The following is a 21,485-nucleotide window of genomic DNA, read 5'->3' as shown; positions in this document are numbered from 1 at the left end:
GGATATGCAGGAAGCAGCAGAACAAGCCGAACATACCGTCAGGAAAAGTGAGGGGTTTAATGGCCAGCGCGCCATTGTGCTGCCTGATAAGGTGATCAAAAGCTATCGCAAATCGGCGCTGATCAGCAATATATTTATTACCGATATCGGCTTTTATCCTAAGGCCAAATTCCATTATTACGAGCGTGAGGCGGGCACGTCAACCCATATCCTCATCTACTGTGTGGATGGAAAAGGCTGGCTTAACATAGGCGGTAAGGATATCACCGTTGAACGGGAGCAGTACATCATTATTCCCGCTAACGTGCCACACAAGTATGGATCGGACGAAAAGCACCCCTGGAGTATTTACTGGATGCACTTTAAAGGAACTTTTGCCGGGCAGCTATCGGAGTTATTAAGTCTGAAAGGCACCAGCTTTTGCCGGACCATCACTTACTCCGAAGAGCGGATCAAACTGTTCGATAGTATGTATAATATTTTAGAGAAAGGGTACAGTGATGCCAATTTGCAGTACATCAATATGTGCCTGTGGCATTTCCTGTCCTCATTCAGTTACCCCGACCTGTTCCATACCACGGCCGAGAACCGCAAGGAGGATGCTATCGACCGTTCTATCGCCTATATGCGCGAGAACCTGCACCACCTGTTAACCTTAAAACAACTGGCCGAGCAGGCGCTTATTTCGCCATCACATTACTCGGCTTTGTTTAAAAAAAAGACAGGCTATCCGCCGCTGGAATATTTTAACCATATTAAAATTCAAAAGGCTTGCCAGTATCTGGAGTTTACGGGTAATAACATAAAAGAGGTAAGCTATAAACTGGGTATCAGCGATCCGTACTATTTTTCGCGCCTTTTCAGTAACGTAATGGGCTTATCGCCTTTAGAATTCAGGAACCGGAAGAAGTTTGCCGAGAGTACGCCGGCATCTAAAAAAACTAAATCAACAACTTAATTTATCTATCCTAATTATGGACCGCAGGAACTTTGTATACCTTTCGGGAGCCGCGCTTGGCAGTTTGCTTTTTGCTGACAGCATCGACGCTTTTGCGCAGAATAACCAATTAGTGCATTTACCCAACCAGGTTTTTGTAACGCTGGATGATGGCCGCCATGAGCTAAAGCAATCTGCATCGCAAACATGGACTTATAAAGATGTTTGGGTGAAACTGCAATATGCCGATGGCGGGATCCGGGTGAGGGTAAGTTCGCCTAAAGATGCCTTACATAATGTGGCTTTAATGTGGAATTATGATACCCCCAAGCAAGCCCAAATACTGGGCGACCATTGGGAACGCAGCTATGGCGATCTGCACTTTCAACCGGCTAATCCCGCGCATAAAATGCCCTGGTACTTTGTACAGCATAACTTAAAAAGCACGGTATGTTTCGGGGTGAAAACCGGCTGCAATACCATTTGCCACTGGCAAACAGGAGCAGGTAAAATGCTGCTGACCATGGATACCCGCAATGGCGGCAACGGTGTTATTTTAGGCAGTCGTGAGCTGATCGCTGCCGAAATCATCGCCACGCAAAGCAAAGCCGGCGAGAATACTTTTGCTACCGCCAGGCGCTTTTGCAAACTAATGTGTGCCAGGCCGCGCCTGCCTAAGCAACCGGTTTATGGTATTAATGATTGGTATGTTACCTATGGGATGAACTCGGCCGAGATTATCCTGAACCATACTGCGCGTATGGCAGAATTATCTACCGATACCAATAACCGGCCTTTTTCGGTAGTTGATTCGGGTTGGGCGGTTTACTCGCCATCGCGGCCTAATGATTGCTGCTGGCAGGATGATTTTTCGCGACCGAACGATCATTTTAAGGATATGCACCTGCTGGCCGACAATATAAAAAAGCTGGGCATGCGCGCCGGTTTGTGGACACGCCCTTTAAGCGCCTCCTATAAAGATGCTAAGTCGCTGTTGCTGCCACCTATTCCCGGCAGAACGGATGCCCAGCAGCCGGTACTCGATCCTACTATCCCCGAAAACCTGGCCCGCATAAAACATAACGTAAGTTTGTACCGGGAATGGGGTTACGATCTGGTGAAGCACGATTTTACCACCTACGATATACTGGGTAAATGGGGTTTCCGGATGGATGCCGATATCACCACACCCGGCTGGGGCTTTAACGATCCATCCAAAACTACGGCCGAAGTAATGCTGAACCTGTACCGTACCATCCGCGATGGGGCGCAGGATATTTATCTGCTGGGCTGTAATACGGCCAGTCACCTTTCGGCAGGTTTGTTTGAAATTAACCGGATAGGGGACGATACCAGCGGGAAAGACTGGGCGCGCACCCGTAAAATGGGCGTGAACACTTTAGGCTTCCGGATGACCCAGCATAACACCTTTTACGCCGCCGATGGCGATTGTGTGGGGCTAACCAATGCCGTGCCCTGGGCAAAAAACAAGCAATGGATGCAGTTATTAGCCGAAAGCAGTTCGCCGCTGTTTATATCGGCACAGGAGGAAGCTACCGGGGCAGAGCAGAAAGAGTATATCAAACGCTCGTTCGCCGCTGCTGCTAAAAAACAGCCTGTAGCCGAACCATTAGATTGGCTGGAGCAGCAATGGCCAAAAAAATGGAAGCTAAACGGTAAGGAAGTAATATTTAACTGGGACGAATAAAAAGTCCCGCCCGCTAAATAATCACCATGCTGCAAAACCGCGTCGATCCGCAAGGGAATATCATCAGTACCAGCGCCCGTGGCGCCTGGCTGGGTAATCGGGGACAATTACATGGGAAAGGTAAAACTATCCTGCGCCCATTCAAACATCAGGCCTGGATCATCTGCCTGCTGCAATTTAAGGGGCGGCACAGGGAGGTGATGTCGCCCGGGCTTTGGACAGAACTATTCTTTTTTGATGAAGCCACCGCCTTCGCGGCGGGCCACCGGCCATGCTTTGAATGTAGACGGGAAGATGCAGTTAAGTTTAAAGCGGCCTGGTTGAAAGGTAACCCTCAGTATGGTTTTGCCGATAAGGTAGCAATTGGTAAAATAGACGAGGTTATCCATGCGGAAAGGATAGCGAAGGACGGTAGTAAGGTAACCTATGAAGCAGCTATAGACGATTTGCCGGATGGCGCTTTTATATTGATAGGCAATGAGCCTTATTTGTTAGCCGGTTCATCCCTTCATCATTGGACACCTTTTGGGTATGATCGGAATTTACCGCTACCTGAAGGCAATGTAACTGTGTTGACACCGCGCTCGGTGGTTAATGCTTTTGTGAGCGGTTATCAGCCGCAAATGGGCATGCCGGAAATTTGAATTGGGCTAAAGCCCCGTTGTTGGTGATTGTTATCCGTTGGCTGAAGCCAACGGCAATGAATTAATGCGAGTGTGACTGTTGTGATGAAAAATGAATTGCGGATAGAATTGTTGTAATAAAGCGGCTGAAGTAACACTTGCAAATCAATTCATTGCCGTCCCATTTATGGGACGGATGGAATAAGCAACAGAAGAGGGCTTTAGCCAAACTCCTACAGTCAATAACTATTTATCCCAATAAAAGCTAAATCTTGTATAACTATCCCACTCTTCGCCGGCTTCGAGCAGGGTGCTGGGGAAATCACTGTGATTGGGGGTGTCCGGGAAAAACTGGGTTTCCAGGCATACGCCGTTATTTTTCAAAAAATTCCCGCCAAGGTAATCGCCGCTGTAAAACAGCAAGGCAGGCATGTCGGTTTCCAGGGTAACCCGGCGGCCGCTTTCCTCATCGCTTAAGGCGGCACAGGGGCCACCCGGTTTTTTGTTCAGTACATAGCATTCGTTATATCCCGTATCCGGAAACTTAGGCGAGCCATTGGCGATCGGGCGGGGGATATTAAAATTATAAGGCGTGTTTTTTACCGGTTCAATTTCCCCTGTGGGGATATGGTTTTTGTTGATCACCAGGTAATTATCGGCATCAATAAATAATTGGTTATTCAGGGCGCTTTGCTGTTTGCCGCTCAAATTAAAATAACTGTGATTGGTTAAGTTAACGTGTGTATCCTTATCGGTAACCGCTTTGTATTTAATGGTTAACTGATTACTGGCCGATAGCTGGTAAGTGATCCATACATCCAGGTTACCAGGATAGCCTTCTTCTAAATGCTTACTGCGGTAGTAAAACTCGACCGATGCCATGGTATCGTTAACTGTTTGGCTGGTAACGGTGAATACCTGCTTGCTGAAGCCTTTATTGCCGCCATGCAGGTGGATGTTGTTATCACCATCGTTTTGGGCCAGCTGGTACGATGACCCGTTGATAGAAAATTTGGCATCGGCTATACGCCCTGCAAAACGACCTATCGTGCAGCCGGTATAAAATTTGTCATGTACATAGCCGGTCAGGGTATCGTATCCTAAAACAATGTTGCTGGTGCTGCCCTGCCTGTCGGGCGTGACGATGCTGGTAATAGCCGCGCCAAAATTGGTGAGCATTACCTCCATGTTATCATTAGCCAGTTTAAATAGTTGTATATCGTGCCCCTCGTAACTACCCCAAAAATCCTCTTTTAGCTCCATTATATAAACAGGTACTTAGTCTCTTCGTCTTTAAAAATACGAAAACCCGTTTCCGGGCTTTCGTATAACCATTTATTAAATTTAACAACTAAAAATTCTTTAATCTTTTAAGGCTGATCACCGCTGTACTGGTGGTATTATTAACCGTATTGATATACACAAACGCGGTATACTTACCATCCGCGGTTTTCATAAATACGCTGCCATCATTGGCCAGGGTAATGGCATAATTAGCCGAGCCGGTAAACGTTTGTTGTTGCAGGTCAAGGTCGGCCACATAGATATTGCTGTTAACATCGCCTTTTAGCTGTCCGTCATACAGGGTCGAACCGATCTTTTTTTCCATTGGCGTGCTATTTTTTGTCCAGGCGGCCGGTATGGTAAACCCGGCGGGGAAATAGGTCGACGCGGCAGGTGATACCAACGAATGCCCGTATGTATAAGCCGTTGTAGTTGGGGTGATAGTTGCCGCGTAGGCATATACAAAGTCAATTTTAGCGGATAGGTTACCGGCGTCAACTTCGGCCTGGGTGTACGACCGCATATCGGCGATAGAAAAATACCTTGATCCTGTTGCGGTACCTACCATGGTAATGTTACGGGCCATATCCATATTAGATACCGTATAGGCCGGCGTAGTAGTGCTGGCCTGATCGCCGGCCTTATTGCTTACCGAGAAGGAGAACGTTACCTGCTGGCCGCGTGCGGCCTCGGGTATTACATAAATGTAGCGCAGGGTGGTAGCTCCCGTATCAATAATGGTTACGCTTGATGTACCGCCGCTGGTAACCGCATTGCTGCCTACAACGGTGGTCAGGTCAACCGCGTTAACGGTACGGTGGGTTACGGTTTCAAACCCGGTACCGGTAGCGCCGGGAATGCTGGCTACTACCTGCATGGCGCTTAGTTTGCCGTTGGTACTGCCCGCCCCATAAGCAAACTCAATGGTTTGTCCCACTATCATGGGAGACATGGTGCGTTTAATAAACTCGTTTTTCAGGTTGGTGGGCTTATCGTCCTTTTTACATGATGCCATAAATGCCGCACATAAAAACAAGCCGAATATTAGTTTTGATAATTTTTTCATGACGCTGTTTTTATTTTTGAACGGTTATGGTAATGGTGTAAGGCTTTTTTATTTTACGGTTGCCCGATGTTAAGGTATACGTTTGCGGATTGGTAAAATCCGTCCATACGCCCATAAAAGGGTCAACCAGCATATCATTTACGCCCAAGCTGCAATAAGGCTTAACCTTGGTGATATTAGTGCCAAATTTGGCCACAGCGGTTACCGTGCATTTAACAGTATCAATCAGGCCGTTGGCAAAGGTGGGCTGTGTTACCAGTACGGTTTGATTATCCGACCCAACCAGGTTAAAGCTGCTCATGTAGCAAATGGAGTTATCGGTTATCAGTAAACCATTATCATCAATAGGGTATTTTCTGCACGATGATATCACCACGGTGATCAAACTGGCAGCAAGCATAATTGGTAATATATATCTTTTCATTTTCCGTTCTTGTTTAGGATTATAACCAGGGGCCATTTTGGGTTAATTTGGGATTGTTCTGTATCTCGTTTGTAGGGATCTGGAAGATGTAGAACCTTTGGAAATCCCGGTCTATCGCGTTTTTAAATTCATCGCGCACCAGTTCGTTCCACGAACTGATCAGCGGCGAACCGTTTGGCTGCGTCCAGATCTGTTCGGCCTTGTGCCAGCGGCGGATATCAAAAAAGCGGCTGCCTTCGGCTACCAGTTCTATAATACGTTCCTGCTCAATCGCGTCAAAAAAGGTTGCTTTGGTAGCAAAGTTTGCGCGGTTTAACGGCGGCAGGTTACCACGATGCCGGATAGCATCGATTAAATTATAGGTCTCGTTGGTTGGGCCGCTCACTTCATTTACCGCTTCGGCATACATCAGCCAAACATCAGGCAAGCGCATCATCCATGAATCCTGCGGACCGGCTTCGCGGGCATAACCGCTTATCTGCCGCACAAATTTGCGGTAGATATAACCGGTAAACGCGCCATCGGCAAAAAGATAAGGCGGGGTAGGCGCGGTAGTTTTATATAAAAACTGCAGTACGTTTGATGTAACCGTACCATCGGCCAATACCTCGTTAATGGTAGTGCCATCCCACATAATAGAGGCTTGCATCCTGTAATCACGGCCAACGTACGATGCCGGGTTAACCGCGCTGTTTACACGGGTTTTGGCATCGGAAACGGTGGTTGGATTTAACGGTACCAGCGGCGGCGCAAAGCCACCGGTCGAGATCAGCTGGTAACGGTTCATCAGGCGAATTTCAGGCGCAACATTTGTGCCGCCCGCGCCGGTGCTGCGGGTACCAAAATCATATAAATAAGTATCGCCATAAAACTCGTCGCTTTGGTAATCAGACGCGCCGAAGGTTGGCCCGCCATTGGTAAAGGCAAATATTACTTCCGATGCATAAGCCGCATCTTCATGCGCGCCATCAAACAGCTCGCCGTAAGATGGACTGGCCGCAGTACCCGGATCGCCGCCTTTATAAAGCGTGCGGCCGTAGGCGGGTTTCATCACTTCGGCAAAATCGGCAGCAGCCAGGTTATAATAGGTTGTTGCATCGCCGGTATTGCCGGCAGTTTTTTGCCAGCAGGCCCAGTATAATTCTATTTTGCCTTTATAAGCATATACCGCCGCACGGGTAGCGCGTCCCTGGTCGGCTTTGGCCACACTGATAGGGATGTAACCGGCGGCTTTAGTTAAATCGGCTAAGATCTTATCTTTAATGATCGCTTTATCGGTACGTGTTAAAGAGTACGCTTCGTCATTGCCGTTTAAAATATTTTCGTAATACGGTACATCTCCCCAAAGGTCAATCAGTCTGAAATAGACCATGGCGCGCAAAAACAAGGTTTCGCCCTCAATGCGTCGTAATTCGGTTAAGTCGGCCGTGTTGGTTGTTTTTGCCTGCAGCTCTTTAAGGCGGGTTAGCACATAATTTGCCCGGTTAATGCACCTGTAACCATCGGCCCAGTGCCTTGCTACCGAACTGCCGAATGCATTGCTTGGCGCGTAGTTGGAGTATGGCCTGGCCGATACACGACTGTACATCATTTCGCTGCCGCCATCCCAGGCGTATGTTTTGTAAAACATTTCCCTTGCGGCCACATATACACCCATCAGCGCTTCTGTAGCATCACTTACTTTAACAAAAAAGCCCTGCTCATTTAGTTTGTTGGGGTCAGTTGAGTCTAAGATATTTTTTCTGCACGAATCCGTAATTAAAGCGATAAGCAGTAACGACAGGATCAATATTTTCTTTTTCATAAAACTGAAATTTTATTTATTAAAAGCTTACGTTTACACCAAAAGAGTACGACTTAAGGATAGGGAACGGATCATCGTTAAAGTTGCCGCCCTGGCTATTATTAAGTGTGGATTTTTCAGGATCGACGCCCGGCCAGCCACTGATGGTAAACAGGTTTTCGGCTGTGCCGTATACTCTTATGCGGTCTATCCCCAGTTTCTTTAAAAATTTAGCGGGTACGGTATAACCTACCTGTATGTTTTTAAAGCGCAGGTAATCCATGCTCTTCAACCAAAAATCAGATTCGGGACGGTTGTTGGCCGAGTTGGCCGCGGTTATACGCGGATACATGGCGTTACGGGTATCCAGGCTCCAGGTTTGATCAAGATATAAGGTTTGGAAATTGAAACGCTGCCCCGCCACATTGGTGCTGGTAATATCCTCCAGGAAATAATCTTTACGACCGGTAGATGCCTGTAATAAAACACTAACGTCAAACCCTTTAAAGTTGGCAAACAGGTTCATACCGTAGTTACAGGTAGGGCGTTGCTCGTTTGTGGTAGGTACGGCGTATTTATCGTAACTGTCTATCTGCCCGTTACCGTTCAGGTCTTTATATAAAAGGTCGCCGGGCGATACGTTGGCATTTCCCTGGAAAGGGGCGTCATAAATTTGCTGCCAGCTTTGCGCTATGCCCGACGATTTCATGTAATAAGCAAAAAACCAGGGCATTTGCAGGTAGTTTTTACTGAAGTTGAGGCGCTGGTTCCATGATTCCAACCTGTCGATATTGTAGGAGAAATTAAAAGTTGTACCGTAATTAAATTTGTTGATGCTGGAACGCCAGGTAAGGTTTAACTCGATACCATTGTTCCTGAACGAGCCGATATTAAAGTTTGGCGCCTGATAACCGGTAAGCAGCGTTGACAGGGTGAGCGGGCGGATGAGGTTGGTGGTCAGCTTATCATAGGCATCTATTTCTAACGTTAGCTTATTATTAAAAAAGCCCAGGTCTAAACCAATGTTAGCTACGCGGGTAGATTCCCAGGTAAAATCTTCGTTGATCTGTTTGTTGGCGCTGACGCCCGATACCAGGGTGTTATTATTTAACACATAAGGTGTGCTGATAAAGGTTTGCAGCTGGGAGTAGATAGAATTGCCCTGGTTATTACCCAGCGAACCCCATGAAAGCCTTAACTTACCGGATGATAATACATTGCTGAGCGGTTTAAAGAACTTCTCTTCGGTGAAACGCCAGCCTGCAGATATAGCCGGAAAATATCCCCATTGGTGCCCCGGTAAAAACCTGGACGAGCCATCGGCGCGGATACTGGCTTCCAGCAGGTATTTTTCGTCGATACTATAGTTAAACCGGCCAACAAACGATCGCAGGCCGTCATCGGTTGAGCCACCGTTAAAGCCTATGGCCAGCGGTGCCAGGGTTTGGTTGCCTAATTCAGTTATACTTTGGTCTAAGCGGCCGCCGGCGCTCACGCCGAAGTTGCGGGCAAGGAAATACTCTTCCGCGGCAACAGCCAGTAAACTTAATTTGTGGCCTTTAAAAGGTTCGGTGGTATAATCTATTTTGGCCTGTGCCAGGGTTTTATAGCCTTGGTTGCTGGAGTTTGAAAGGTTGGCAGTGGTTGGGAATAAGTTAAATACCACGCCGCCGGTTTGGAAATTATAAAGATCTAACCCTAAATCGGTATAGCTTTTTTGAAACTGGTTGTAATAGCGCAGCGAGTAATCAATCCGTGCGGTTAACCCTTTAACCGGTGTCCAGGCGCCGTAAATATTGCCGTTAAACTCCTGGCGCTGTACCAGGTTATGGCGGCCCATAATTTCGGCATAAAGGTTATCGGCATTTGATGCTTCGCCATAAGCCATAGCGCCGCCGTATTGTTGGGTATTGGGGTTATAAGGCAATAAGCCCGAAATGGCTACCGTAAGCGGTACGTTAGTATTTCCGTAATCTAAAAAGCCGTTTGCCATACCAAAGGTTTGGTTGGTCCATGATCCATCTAAGCGGGTACCGATGGTTACGTTTTTCCTGATCTTATAATCGATGTTGGAGCGCAGGTTGTAGCGTTTAGCATCGTTATTAACCATATAGCCCCGCTCATCATAAGCGCCTACGGATACAAAGTAGTTGCCATTATCGCTTGCGCCGGCAGCCGAAATGTTATTGGTGGTAATTTTACCCCGGCGGGTTAAATAATCAATCTGACTAATTTCGGGGAACTTAATAGGGTCAACCATGCCCTGGGCCAGCCATTCATCAATAGTGCCATCGTAAAAAGAAGGGGCGGTACGGCCGTTACGCATTGCGCGCTGTTCTAAGGTAAGCGCCATGGGGTAATCTTTCAGGAAATTATAAAAATTGGTTGGCCTGTTGCCGGCGTAGGTACCGGTATAGGATATTTTAGGCTTTTTTAAACCCTTGCCCGATTTGGTAGTGATCAGTATAACACCGGTTGAGGCCCTTGTGCCATAAACAGCCGCCGCCGCGGCATCCTTTAAAACCGATACGCTTTCCACATCATTAATATCAATGCGGTTAATATCTACATCGGGGATGCCATCTACCACAATTAATGGGTTGGTAGGGCTTGATGGCGATGTTAAGCCCCTGATGAGCAGGTTTGCCTGGCTTGAGCCCGCCAATGAAGTACTTTGCTGTACCGCTAAACCTGGTATTAAGCCCGACAGGGCTGTAGACATATTGGTTACCGTACGGTCGGTGATCTTTTCGTCAAATGTTACCGAGGCAACGGAGCCGGTAAGGTTAACCTTCTTTTGTGTGCCGTAACCTACAACCACTACCTCGTTCAGGGCGTTCTTTTCTTCGGCAAGGGTAATGTTGATGAGGGAGCGGTCGCCAACTTTAACCTCCTGTGGGGCGTAACCCACAAAACTGAATACCAGTATAGCGTTATCGTCAGGGACGCTGATCCTGTACTTGCCGTTAGGGTCGGTTGTGATACCTGTTGAGGTGCCTTTTAAGCGCACATTAACACCCGGTAGTGCTAATCCTGATGCATCGGAAACTGTCCCGGTTATTACTTTATCTGCCACTGCTACTTTAGCAACCAGGTTTGCTGCTAAGGTATGACCGGGCACGAGCCAGATCTGCGACATGAGTAACAAAAAGCATAATAGAAGTTTTCTCATATTGATTGGTTTGATTATAAATTGGTTAGCCGTATGGTAGGTAGATGATGTTATACCAAAGTTACCTGTAAGCAAGCGCGCTAAAATGGAAGATTTAATGAATTGGATGGACTATCTTATTGTTTTTAAACAAAATTGTATAAATAAGAAAATCCATAACAATGGCTTTGTTATGGATTTACAATAAGTTAATATGCCGGAAAAATATCTGTCAGATAAACAATAATGATGGGGTTAATTCACCTGCTCCCAGGCTGCAATGCGGTATAGCTTTTTCTTGAATGTGCCGGTGCGGGTGACTGTGCCTTTTTTGCCGTTCCATTGCAGGGTAAGCCAGTTGTATTGGTTCTGTTCGTAATTAAAAGTGTAGCTATTATCCTCAAACAGGTGTACAGCGCTATTAGCAGCATTACCGTATACGCGGCAGTTAATATCAAATACGGTTTCAGGCGTGATATATTCAACGGATTTGGCTAAAGGCAGGATGGTGCCTTCTTTTACAAACATGGGCACTTCGTCCAAACTCATGGTGATGCTGTATTTTTTGCCACCCTCGTACTTTTTGTTGCTGTTAAAATCGTACCAGGTGCCTTTAGGGAAGTATACATCACGGGTTGATACGCCATCAATAAACGGCGCGCACAGGATGCTTTCGCCCATCATATACTGGTCGTCGGTTTTCCAAACATCTTTATCTTCAGGATAATCCAAAACTAATGCGCGGAAGGGCGGCACGCCTTTGTAATGATAATCGGCAAAGGCCGCGTACAGGTAAGGGATCAGGCTCATGCGGGTTTCTATTAGCTTTTTAACCTTTTGTTCCAGCTCTTTAGCATTGGGCAGTAATTCGTCCTTGTTGTTTTTATCACGGTTAAACTGGTACCAGGGCAGGTTTTTCAGGAACCAGCAATCCACATTCATATGGGCCGACATCATGGAGGTTTGCAGGCGGCGCAGCAGGTCGTTCTCCGACCGGATATCCCGCACTTCAGGCGACCAGTTCACCCCCGAAAAGCCGGAGTTAACCACCATGCGCACAAAATCGGCATGGCTGTACATATCGGTATAAAGTACGGCGCTGTAGGGAGCGGCAAACAGATATGAAGCCCTGGCTTCCAGCACGGTACGGCTGTTTTCTTTTTTATACTGATCTAAAATAGTCTTCTGGTAAAGCAGGCCGAAGATCTGGCGATACTGCTCGCCATCCATTCCGGAAGGGAATTTGGCGATATCCGGGAAGCTCCACTCGCCGCTGGCTTCATCGTAATAGGCGCCGTCGCATTCATCCAGTTTAAAGGCGGAAATGCCTTTTTTTATGAAGTTGGTGTTATGATAATCGCCAAAGATAGCTCGTGTTTTTGGAATAGTAAAATCGGGCACTGCGCCTTTCCAAACCGCGTAATCGCCGGAGTAAGGTACTATCGCATCAAATATGGGCGATGTGGGGTGTACGTAGGCGTGCTCCCATAAATTCAGTTTGTAGTGCCTGTTGGTCATTACGGTGATCAGGCTATCGGGGGTTGGGTATTTTACCGGATTCCAGATATAAGAGCACGAGTAAGCTGCCGATTGCCAGCCCGGTTCCAGCCCGAACATATCGCAGGGGATGTGGTTGTCCCTGAAGTATTGCGAGAAGGGTAATACCTCTTTTTCGGTAAAGGTGTTTTTAGCGCGGTATTTAAAGCCGAGGCCCCAAAGCGGCGGAATAGCGCCGCCGCCCGAATACAGGTTGTAACGCTCCATTACGTTCTTCATGGTAGGGCCTTCAAATATCAGGATCTCCATCCCCTTAGCGCCCTTTACCTGGATCTCTACATCGTTTGATGATTTGTACTGCTTGTTATAAAGCGCCGAGAGCGTAGAACCCGGCTCGGCTGTTTTAGTGATATTGTCCTTAATGCCAACGCTTTCCGACAGCTTATGCTGCGAGCCCATATAGAAATTTACATAGCGCGAGGTGTTGACCAGTACCCCATATCCTTTTGATGAAATGTAAAAAGGCATAGGCGCATGGCTATAGCCGATATTGCCCACGATTTTGCTATTGGTGCGGATCTCGCGGCGCATGCCCCGCTGTTCAAACGTGTTTACCTGTAAGCCAAAGCCATAAATGCGCTCTGCTGCGTCCATAGTTAAATGGGCCGATACACCGCCATCTAACCGGCTGAATTTAATGGTGTTCATAATGTCCGGCGTTTCATTGCCCGATGCCATCTGCTTCAGGGCGTCGTCCATCGCCGCGTCTTTGAAATCGCCAGGCTTGATAGTTTCGCCTTCGCCATAAACAATTTTCCATATCCCCGGCGCTACTTTGGTAATTTGCTGGGCTCTGCCTGCTGTGCAAACGGCCAGCAAAACAATGAAAACTAAGGCGGGGTATATCGTTATTATTCTGGCTTTGGTCATACTAAAATTGGTTTAAACTGAGAAGAAATAAATATGCAAAACTATGGATGATATAAATTATTAAAAATGGAATATTAAACTAATACGATGGACTATATTATTGTTTATTAAATCAGGATTATTTCTGCAATTCAACCTGCTTTACCGACAGGCTACAATGCGTTTTTTCACCTTGATGTCCGGTATCCAATTGCAGTACACAGGCAAGCAAATCCCTTGCTTCGTTTAGTTTCCCCTCTCCCTCGGAGAGGGGTTGGGGTGAGGTACTAATGCCTCACCAAATTATCTTCCAACTCTTCCAGCGTTTGGCCTTTGGTTTCCTTTACCTTACGCATCACAAACAAAAAGCCCAGGAAACAGATAACCGCGTACAGGTAGAACGGGCCATAAGTACCTAATTTTTTTGCCAGGATAGGAAAGGTGAAAACCAGTATAAAATAAGCCCCCCAAAGCGATACGATAGCTACCGACGATGCCGCGCCCCGTATTTTATTAGGGAAGATCTCGGATATCAGCACCCAGGTAACCGGCGCTAAGGATATAGCATATATGCTGATAGCCAGCAGTACAAATATGGATACCAGGTAGGCCGGGTAGCTGTTTTGCAGCATAAAGGCCAGTATAATGTACAGCACAGATAAACCTAAGGACCCCACCAGCATCAGCGGCCGGCGGCCCAGTTTATCAACCAGCCACATAGCCAAAATGGTAAAGATCAGATTAACCGCGCCTATGGAAACGGTTTCGAAAAGCTGGCGGTTAAGGTTAGCGCCCACCGACTCGAATATGGTAGAGGTATAATTGAACACCACGTTAATGCCGCAAAACTGCTGGAATATGGCCAGGATGATCCCTACGGTTACGGCCGGCCGCACACTTTTCTCAAACACGGCTTTGTAGGATAATTTTGTATGGCCCACCAGCGATTTTTGGATAGCCGCGGTAGTGGTTTCGGCAAAGGCTTCCGATCCTATCTTGTTTAATACAGCTTTAGCTTTGGCTACCTGTCCATCTTTTAACAGCCACCTTGGGCTTTCGGGCAGCCAGATTACCCCCACCAGGAAGATGAGGGAAGGGACTACACCTAAGCCAAACATCCAGCGCCAGGCATCGGGGCCGTTATCGGCTAACAGGTAATTAACCAAATTGGTTACCAGTATACCTATCACTACCGTCAGCTGGTTAATGGCTACATTGCGGCCCCTTACTTTGGCGGGCGATACTTCGGCAATGTACATGGGGCAAAGCATAGATGCCATACCCACGCCAATGCCCGCCGCGAAACGCATCACGACAAAAAACGTTAAACCCTGCGACAGCGCGATACCGATGGACGATATTGCGAAAATTGCCGCCGCTATCATTAGTCCGGGCTTGCGGCCGTAACGGTCGGTAATGTTACCGGCTATCAGGCAGCCAACTATGCAGCCTAAAGCTAAAGACCCGGTTAAAAAGCCTTCCCACCAGGCATCCAGCATAAACTGTGTACGTAAAAAAGGCAACGCGCCGGATATTACGGCAAAGTCAAATCCAAATAAATACCCGCCTAAGGCCGATATAAAGGAAATGCCGATAATGTATTTATTATTAAAGGTTTCAGTTTGCACAATTTTGATTTATAGGTTGGTTAAAGATGGTAGTTTATTAAAAGTATAACAATGGATTTACTTTTACAAAGGATGGACTATTTTACGACAGATACCGCTCTCTATGTTAAGTCGCCGTTAACATAATTTAATCTTTTTAAAACATAATGAAAACCAATTTGGTTTTTGGTATAAAAAATACTATGTTAGCATAATAAAAATTAAAGCGATGAGCCAGGAACTAATAGACTTTTCTGCTCAGATTGATGAGCAGTTTGTAATAGACGATATTATTGAGGACGGTTTTTTGGATTACCTGCTGGTGATATTTAAGTAGGTTCTGAAACAGCGGCAGCGGCTGTCACCCTGAGCTTGTCGAAGGGTGGAGCGGTGGCCTGCCCGCCATGCTTCGACAAGTTCAGCATGACACCCGTGTGCTAACCATCCCCACAAGGCCCCAATCTTAAAACCAAAACAGGCATCACCTTTCGGTAATGCCTGTCAATATCGCGTGCCATTTTCCGGCGCTTTCTATCTAAAAATCCTTACGGGAATTTCACACCGTTATAAGCCGATACATCAGCCTGCGGAACGCTTGAACCGTATTTGCTGTTAATAGCTTTAATAAACTCGTTAGCAACAATCGCATAACCACGCGGGGTTAAATGCACACCATCTAACGAAAACACACCGCCGCTAACAAAGTTTGAGCTTAAGCTTACACCATTTACAACCAGGCCGTTCTTTTTTAAATCGCTCAAAAAGGTAAAGGCATCAAACACAGCTAAACCATTTGCAGATGCTACCGATTTAATAGTGGTGTTGTATGAGTTTACATAATCCTTAACCAAACCCTGCTCGGCTGCATCTAAAACATATTGTGTTTCGATAGGGTTAAGCGGGTGCAAACCATAAGGGATGCCGCTGCCATTTGGTACACCCATTTTAGATGTAGGAAAAGTCAGCACAATCAGGTCGGCGGCAGTAGCTACCCTTGGCGCGTATGTTGATGTAGTGCCCGGAACCAGCGCGTTGATATAAAGCGCCTGTACAGATGGGTTAGCTTTTTGTACGCTGCCTAAAATCAATGGCACAGTTACGGTAGTAAAATAAGGGATAGTAGTAACATCGGGGATAGTAGCTACCGCACCTTTAGCGCCGCTGCCGCCTGTACCACCTGCAACTAATTTGCTGATTGTGGTCTGGTATAATGCCGCGAAGGTGCTTTTATCAGTCAGCACATCGCCTGCACCGCCTGATGTTGCATAGCCTAAAGCATCGTTATTCCCTAACCAATTGGTAAAGAAGGTAAATGGCTTGGCGGTAACAAAATCTAAATAGGTGGTGGTGTTGGTTGGCGTTGGATTAGGTAACAGTCTTTCGTAATAACCATTCAGGTTACCGTATGATGCCAAAGTTACGTGCAGCAATTTAATGCCCGGTACACCGTAGTTATTTAAATCGCCGCTGTATTTGGTATAAGTAGTTACGTTACCAAAACCAGGGACGGCCACCACGCCTGTTACAGCCAGGTTGGTAGTTTGTGGTGTGGTGATAGGCGAACCGGTTGTAGCATCAAAGCCGGTCAGTTTTATATAACCCGATCCGTTAAACTGTGCTTCGGTAAATAAGGGCTGGGTAAAGGTACCGCCACCAACTTTTGCCATTTGGGCGGCAATAATGCTTGGGTACGAGTTTAACTGGCCTTCGCGGTATAAACCACCATCGGCGTAGCCTGCTGTTAATGAATTACCTACCGAAATGTACCTTGAAAAATTGACCGACCCGGCGGAAGGCTTAGGTGTATCGATATTGGTTTTGCAGGCCGAAAAGCCCAGCAAACCGGCCAATACAAGTATATATGAATATGATTTGAAATTTTTCATCTAATTAAGTTATTAAGTTCTACCAGTGATAAGCAATTGATAAACCGGGGATATAAACATTGGTTTTGAACGTGCCCGACAGGTTAGATTCGATATTGGTTTGTTTACGTGCCGCAACATTTTCGTATTCGAATGAGAGGTCGAGATCTAAATGCCTGGTCAGTTTATAACCCAGTCCGACTGTTACATAATAACGGTTGGCATCAGGTGCTTCGGGGGTTACATAACCATCGGCTACAGGTGTGATCCCGATACCGCCGCCAAAACGGATGGCAACTTTTTCGCTGGCCCTGCGTTCGGCGCCAAAGCGTAGCGCTACGGCGTCTTTATAATTACGCGGCGAGTAGGTATCGGCCAAAACTGCGGTATTGGTAGCATAATCAAATGCCAGGGCCTTGTAAACACTCCAGTGTACATAGTTCACATCAAATGCCAGTGTCCAATCCTTGCAGGGATAAAAACCCATACCTAATGATGTGGTAGCCGGCAGCGGAAGGCTGGCATTAAAGGTATTTGGCTGGGGGAAGTTGCCTTGTACCGAAGCCGGTACCTTAAATATAGCATCGCCGTTACTAACGGTTGTGTTTACTTTGCTGCGATGGGTGATACCTATGGTAACGCCCGATTCGGTTTTGAAATAAACACCGGCATTCCAGCCGTAGCCTTTGCCATCACCTTTAAGTTCGGCCTGGCCATCTGCGCCGGTCGAGCTCGACAGTGGGATAGCGCGGGTCAGGTCGACACTGGCATGGTTGTAAACAAAGCCACCCCCTATACTCACAAAATCAGCCAGTTTGATACTGATAGTTGGCTGTATATAAATCGCTTTCAGGTCAAGGCTTTCCAGCGCGTATTTACCAGTCCAGTTGGTACCCCAGTCGGTTAAACCGCCAAAAGGTGTATAAACACCCAGGCCTAACTTCCAGAAAGAGTTTTTAGGCCCCCATACCGCGTAGGCGGTAAACGGAGTAGCAATTTTATTGGCGTTGTTGTATTGGGTATTGCTGCCGGTGGGTACAAAGGCCGATTTAAACATAAGCGGACTAACACCGGCCTGGATATAGTTTTCGGGAAGCATGGCCACGGCGCCCGGGTTAAACAGAACGGAAGCGCCGTCCTGCAGCAAGCCGGTACCAGTGTGGCCCATGCCTATCTGCTTCTGTCCGTGTAAGTTAACCTGGAAGCCCTGGGCAAATGCCATAACAGGCACAGTTGCCAGGAGCAAGAGTAGTAGTTTTCTCATAATTTCTTATAAATGGTTTATAATTATGTAGTTTAACGTTGGGCGTTAACATACAGTTTTAAAAAAATAAAAATACGGTGGTTTAAAAGGAAAAAAAGGGCTATAATGCGGAGATATTAGTCAATATGTCGGAGAAAACTTTAATTTTAGTTTGATAATTATTTAACCACAAAGAACACAAAGAAAAGAAACCACAAAGAACACAAAATTAACTCGTTAAAAAGCAACCCAAGCTTTGTGCCCTTTGTGCAAAAACCTTTGTGTACTTTGTGGTTAAATTATCACAATATATAACCTATATGAGTAAAAAGATCGGTCAGTTAAGCTTGTCAAAATTTGCAGACCTGTATGCAGACAATTTTGTAAGCGCTGATTTTTTTGTGGCTGATGAAAAGCAGCTGTTAACTTTAAGCGAATATCCTTACCGGTCGGATGGTTATATTATCGGCATTTGTACCCGCGGTAATGCCCAGGTTGAGGTAAACCTGCAGGTGTACGAAGCCGGGCCCGATGCCATGTTGCTGGCCACGCCATTCCATGTATTAAGGATCTATAACAGCAGCCCCGATTTTTTGTGCCGTTTCCTGGTTTTTTCCAAAGCATTCCTGACCGAAAATAATGCCAACAGCCATTTTCTGGAAACGTTCAGCTATTTTAAAAGCGCCTCTATCCCGGTTATTTACCCCGATAATGCCGATGCGAAAATGATACTGGATATTTACCTGCTGATGCAACAAAAGCTGGAGCGCGAGCAGCACCCTTATCGGATGCAAATAGCACGCAGCATGCTTACTACCATGTTGTACGAGGTGCAATCGGTTTATGAGAAGCAGCATACCATTATTAAAGGCAAGCAAACCCGCAAGCAGGAATTAAATATGCTGTTTCAGGACCTGGTTTTTCAGCAGTACAAAGAGCACCGCAATGTGCAGTATTACGCCGATGCCCTTTTTGTATCGCCCAAACATTTAACTGAAACTATTAAGGAAGTAACCGGCCGCACCGCCGGCGAGTGGATAGATGATGCCGTGATACTGGAAGCCAAAGTATTGCTGCGCAATAACGATATCAGCATAGCCAATGTAGCCGATGATATCCATTTCCCCGATCAATCTACCTTTGGCAAGTATTTTAAAAAGCATACGGGTATGTCGCCGTCGGATTATCGGGTGGTGAGCGGGAATTAGAGCAGTGCAGGTCTAATCGTGCAGATCTAATATAGCTGGCTTCAGTCATAGACTGAAGCCAGTTGGAGAGCTTCGTGCCTCGCAATGACGCGGTGGTTATATCTTGCACTCGTTACAAACGAGCGCAAGATGTTTGTAACTTACGATACCGACATTTTGACCAACATCTCCGCATTGCAGACCTTTCATCTCGTTTAAATCGCATCTAATTTTACATTCGATTATTAAACTTGAAAAGCTGCACCCCGGCTTTATTAAATATTACTGAAAACACGTTATGAGCACTACCGAAACTGCAAGCGCTATTAAGGGAGGTGAATTCCTGATCAGGGATACCCCGGCCAACAGCATTTTTATACCCGAAGAATGGAACGAGGAGCAATTAATGATTGCCCAAACCTGTACCGATTTTCTGGCCCAGAATGTAGTCCCAAACCTTAACCGTATCGACGAACAGGAAGAAGGACTGATGCAGCATCTGATGGAAGAAGCCGGTCAGCTGGGCTTGCTGAGTATCTCCATCCCCGAAGAATATGGCGGCTTTGGTAAGGATTTTAAAACATCCATGCTGGTAACCGAAAAACTGGGCGCGGGCAACTCGTTCTCGGTGGCTTTTTCGGCGCATACCGGTATCGGCACCCTCCCTATATTATACTATGGTAATGATGAGCAAAAAGCTAAGTACATCCCTAAACTGGCCAGCGGCGAGTGGAAGGGTGCTTATTGCTTAACCGAACCGGGAGCAGGGTCGGACGCTAATTCGGGTAAATCGCGGGCACGCTTATCCGAAGATGGTAAATATTACCTGATCACCGGGCAAAAAATGTGGATCACCAACGCCGGCTTTGCAGATGTATTTACCGTGTTTGCTAAAATTGACGACGATGAAAACCTGAGCGCCTTTATTGTAGAAAAAGGTTTTGAAGGCTTATCGCTGAATACCGAAGAACATAAAATGGGCATCAAGGGCAGCTCTACCCGCCAGGTGTTTTTTAACGATTGCAAGGTGCCGGTAGAAAATCTGCTGTCCGAGCGCCAGAATGGTTTTAAAATAGCCGTGAACATCCTGAACCTGGGCCGTATCAAATTAGGCGGCGCTACTTTAGGAGGGGGCAAGGCCATCATTAACTATTCGGTAAGGTACGCTAACGAACGGGAGCAGTTTGGTCGCCCGATAGCAAAATATGGCGCTATCCGCTATAAAATTGCCGAGCAGGTGATCCGTACTTACGCTTCCGAATCGGCCATTTATCGTGCCAGTCAGAATATGGAAGAAGCAACCGAGCACATGATAGCCGAGGGTATGGATCCGATAAAAGCTAAACTGAAAGGCACCGAGCTATACGCTATCGAGGCCGCTATTATTAAGGTGGATGCATCTGAAACATTGGATTATGTAGTGGATGAGGGTGTGCAGATCTATGGTGGGATGGGCTATAGCGCCGAAGCGCCGATGGACAGGGCTTACCGCGATTCGCGCATTAACCGGATCTTTGAAGGCACCAACGAGATTAACCGAATGTTAACCGTTGATATGATGCTGAAACGCGCCATGAAGGGCGAACTTGACCTGATGGGCCCCGCCCAAAAAGTAGCAGGTGAATTAATGAGTATCCCCGATTTTGGCGCCGGCGAAGAGGAAACCTTGTTTAGCAAAGAGAAAAAATATGTGGCTAATTTTAAGAAAGCCGTACTAATGGTAGCCGGGGCAGCCGTGCAAAAGTTAATGACGCAGTTAGGCAAGGAGCAGGAAGTATTGATGAACCTGGCCGATATGCTGATTCAGCTGTATGTTGCCGAATCGCTGCAGTTACGGGTTGAAAAACTGGTAGGCATGCGTGGCGAGGAAGCCTGCGCCCTGCAACTGGATATGATGCGGGTATTTATTAATGATGCTGCCGAAAAGATTATGAAAGCCGGCAAGGAGGCGCTAAATGCCTTTGCCGAAGGCGACGAACGCCGCATGATGATGATGGGCCTGCGCCGCTATACCAAAACCGAAGATTTTAACACCACCGCCGCCCGCAGAAACATAGCTGCAAAAGTGATTGCGGAGAATAAGTATTGCTTTTAAGATAAGGGAAGGTGCGATTCCCTCCCATGGGGAGGGTGTAGGGAGGGGTTTATCCAGGCGATGAAACCCCTCCCTGCCACCTCACATCCTAACACACCCCTCCCAA

14 protein-coding genes and 1 pseudogene are annotated in these 21,485 nt (G+C 46.8%); 6 read left to right on the top strand and 9 right to left on the bottom strand.

Translation table 11 applies throughout. The features are described 5' to 3' along the window. Window positions 1–4: 4 nt before the first annotated feature. The 4 genes and pseudogenes from AC07M6_RS12055 to AC07M6_RS12040 all read left to right on the top strand — a co-directional run. Window positions 5–472: pseudogene (locus tag AC07M6_RS12055) on the top strand (AraC family ligand binding domain-containing protein); the annotation flags it as partial. A 153-nt stretch (window positions 473–625) separates the two neighbouring features. After that, window positions 626–958 (top strand): helix-turn-helix domain-containing protein, encoded by a 333-nt coding sequence (locus tag AC07M6_RS12050; protein WP_494890434.1) that lies wholly within the window; start codon window positions 626–628, stop codon window positions 956–958. Window positions 959–974: 16 nt separating this feature from the next. Continuing rightward, entirely contained in the window at window positions 975–2,645 is a 1,671-nt protein-coding gene (locus tag AC07M6_RS12045; RefSeq protein WP_494889686.1) for an alpha-amylase family protein, read from the top strand. Between the two features lie 26 nt (window positions 2,646–2,671). Then, window positions 2,672–3,289 carry a hypothetical protein gene (locus AC07M6_RS12040; RefSeq protein WP_494889684.1) on the top strand — a complete coding sequence of 206 codons (618 nt, stop codon included), beginning with the start codon at window positions 2,672–2,674 and terminating at the stop codon, window positions 3,287–3,289. 225 nt (window positions 3,290–3,514) lie between these two features. Here AC07M6_RS12040 and AC07M6_RS12035 read toward each other — a convergent pair whose 3' ends face one another. From AC07M6_RS12035 to AC07M6_RS11995, 9 genes are all read right to left on the bottom strand, one after another. Then, on the bottom strand, window positions 3,515–4,531 hold the full coding sequence (locus AC07M6_RS12035) for an aldose epimerase family protein (RefSeq protein WP_494889682.1): 1,017 nt from the start codon (window positions 4,529–4,531) through the stop codon (window positions 3,515–3,517). An 88-nt stretch (window positions 4,532–4,619) separates the two neighbouring features. Then, window positions 4,620–5,618: a DUF4466 family protein gene (locus tag AC07M6_RS12030; RefSeq protein ID WP_494889680.1), complete on the bottom strand. Its 999-nt coding sequence runs from the start codon at window positions 5,616–5,618 to the stop codon at window positions 4,620–4,622. Between the two features lie 10 nt (window positions 5,619–5,628). After that, complete coding sequence (locus AC07M6_RS12025) at window positions 5,629–6,042, bottom strand: SGBP N-terminal domain-containing protein (protein ID WP_494889678.1); 414 nt, start codon at window positions 6,040–6,042, stop codon at window positions 5,629–5,631. A 19-nt stretch (window positions 6,043–6,061) separates the two neighbouring features. Continuing rightward, window positions 6,062–7,846 carry a RagB/SusD family nutrient uptake outer membrane protein gene (locus tag AC07M6_RS12020; RefSeq protein WP_494889676.1) on the bottom strand — a complete coding sequence of 595 codons (1,785 nt, stop codon included), beginning with the start codon at window positions 7,844–7,846 and terminating at the stop codon, window positions 6,062–6,064. A 19-nt stretch (window positions 7,847–7,865) separates the two neighbouring features. Continuing rightward, window positions 7,866–10,997 carry a SusC/RagA family TonB-linked outer membrane protein gene (locus tag AC07M6_RS12015; RefSeq protein ID WP_494889674.1) on the bottom strand — a complete coding sequence of 1,044 codons (3,132 nt, stop codon included), beginning with the start codon at window positions 10,995–10,997 and terminating at the stop codon, window positions 7,866–7,868. Between the two features lie 234 nt (window positions 10,998–11,231). Beyond that, the gene (locus tag AC07M6_RS12010) at window positions 11,232–13,403 is read right to left on the bottom strand and encodes a glycoside hydrolase family 31 protein (RefSeq protein WP_494889672.1); all 2,172 of its coding nucleotides are present in this window, start codon (window positions 13,401–13,403) and stop codon (window positions 11,232–11,234) included. Window positions 13,404–13,669: 266 nt separating this feature from the next. After that, window positions 13,670–15,010, bottom strand: coding sequence for a sugar porter family MFS transporter (locus tag AC07M6_RS12005; RefSeq protein WP_494889670.1), 1,341 nt, complete (start codon window positions 15,008–15,010; stop codon window positions 13,670–13,672). A 524-nt stretch (window positions 15,011–15,534) separates the two neighbouring features. After that, window positions 15,535–16,875, bottom strand: a complete 1,341-nt coding sequence (locus AC07M6_RS12000) for an SGNH/GDSL hydrolase family protein (RefSeq protein ID WP_494889668.1) — start codon at window positions 16,873–16,875, stop codon at window positions 15,535–15,537. A 19-nt stretch (window positions 16,876–16,894) separates the two neighbouring features. Then, entirely contained in the window at window positions 16,895–18,118 is a 1,224-nt protein-coding gene (locus AC07M6_RS11995; protein ID WP_494889666.1) for an OmpP1/FadL family transporter, read from the bottom strand. A gap of 299 nt (window positions 18,119–18,417) precedes the next feature. Here AC07M6_RS11995 and AC07M6_RS11990 point away from each other — a divergent pair, with 299 nt between their 5' ends. Together AC07M6_RS11990 and AC07M6_RS11985 are read left to right on the top strand one after the other, a co-directional pair. Further along, on the top strand, window positions 18,418–19,305 hold the full coding sequence (locus AC07M6_RS11990) for a helix-turn-helix domain-containing protein (protein ID WP_494889664.1): 888 nt from the start codon (window positions 18,418–18,420) through the stop codon (window positions 19,303–19,305). A gap of 277 nt (window positions 19,306–19,582) precedes the next feature. Next, window positions 19,583–21,379 carry an acyl-CoA dehydrogenase FadE gene (locus tag AC07M6_RS11985; RefSeq protein ID WP_494889662.1) on the top strand — a complete coding sequence of 599 codons (1,797 nt, stop codon included), beginning with the start codon at window positions 19,583–19,585 and terminating at the stop codon, window positions 21,377–21,379. The last annotated feature ends 106 nt before the right edge of the window (window positions 21,380–21,485 follow it).

This window comes from Mucilaginibacter sp. GW821-FHT07H05 (genome assembly GCF_059418485.1).
The sequence above is the reverse complement of the archived record's forward strand: the minus strand, read 5'-3'. Positions and strand labels throughout refer to the sequence as shown.

What these genes read in the sequence shown, in the direction of transcription:
- AC07M6_RS12015 (WP_494889674.1), bottom strand. Translation starts at nt 10,997, where the DNA reads ATGAGAAAACTTCTATTATGCTTTTTGTTACTCATGTCGCAGATCTGG.
- AC07M6_RS12010 (WP_494889672.1), bottom strand. Translation starts at nt 13,403, where the DNA reads ATGACCAAAGCCAGAATAATAACGATATACCCCGCCTTAGTTTTCATT.
- AC07M6_RS12045 (WP_494889686.1), top strand. Translation starts at nt 975, where the DNA reads ATGGACCGCAGGAACTTTGTATACCTTTCGGGAGCCGCGCTTGGCAGT.
- AC07M6_RS11990 (WP_494889664.1), top strand. Translation starts at nt 18,418, where the DNA reads ATGAGTAAAAAGATCGGTCAGTTAAGCTTGTCAAAATTTGCAGACCTG.
- AC07M6_RS12035 (WP_494889682.1), bottom strand. Translation starts at nt 4,531, where the DNA reads ATGGAGCTAAAAGAGGATTTTTGGGGTAGTTACGAGGGGCACGATATA.
- AC07M6_RS11985 (WP_494889662.1), top strand. Translation starts at nt 19,583, where the DNA reads ATGAGCACTACCGAAACTGCAAGCGCTATTAAGGGAGGTGAATTCCTG.
- AC07M6_RS12025 (WP_494889678.1), bottom strand. Translation starts at nt 6,042, where the DNA reads ATGAAAAGATATATATTACCAATTATGCTTGCTGCCAGTTTGATCACC.
- AC07M6_RS11995 (WP_494889666.1), bottom strand. Translation starts at nt 18,118, where the DNA reads ATGAGAAAACTACTACTCTTGCTCCTGGCAACTGTGCCTGTTATGGCA.
- AC07M6_RS12030 (WP_494889680.1), bottom strand. Translation starts at nt 5,618, where the DNA reads ATGAAAAAATTATCAAAACTAATATTCGGCTTGTTTTTATGTGCGGCA.
- AC07M6_RS12040 (WP_494889684.1), top strand. Translation starts at nt 2,672, where the DNA reads ATGCTGCAAAACCGCGTCGATCCGCAAGGGAATATCATCAGTACCAGC.
- AC07M6_RS12000 (WP_494889668.1), bottom strand. Translation starts at nt 16,875, where the DNA reads ATGAAAAATTTCAAATCATATTCATATATACTTGTATTGGCCGGTTTG.
- AC07M6_RS12050 (WP_494890434.1), top strand. Translation starts at nt 626, where the DNA reads ATGCGCGAGAACCTGCACCACCTGTTAACCTTAAAACAACTGGCCGAG.
- AC07M6_RS12020 (WP_494889676.1), bottom strand. Translation starts at nt 7,846, where the DNA reads ATGAAAAAGAAAATATTGATCCTGTCGTTACTGCTTATCGCTTTAATT.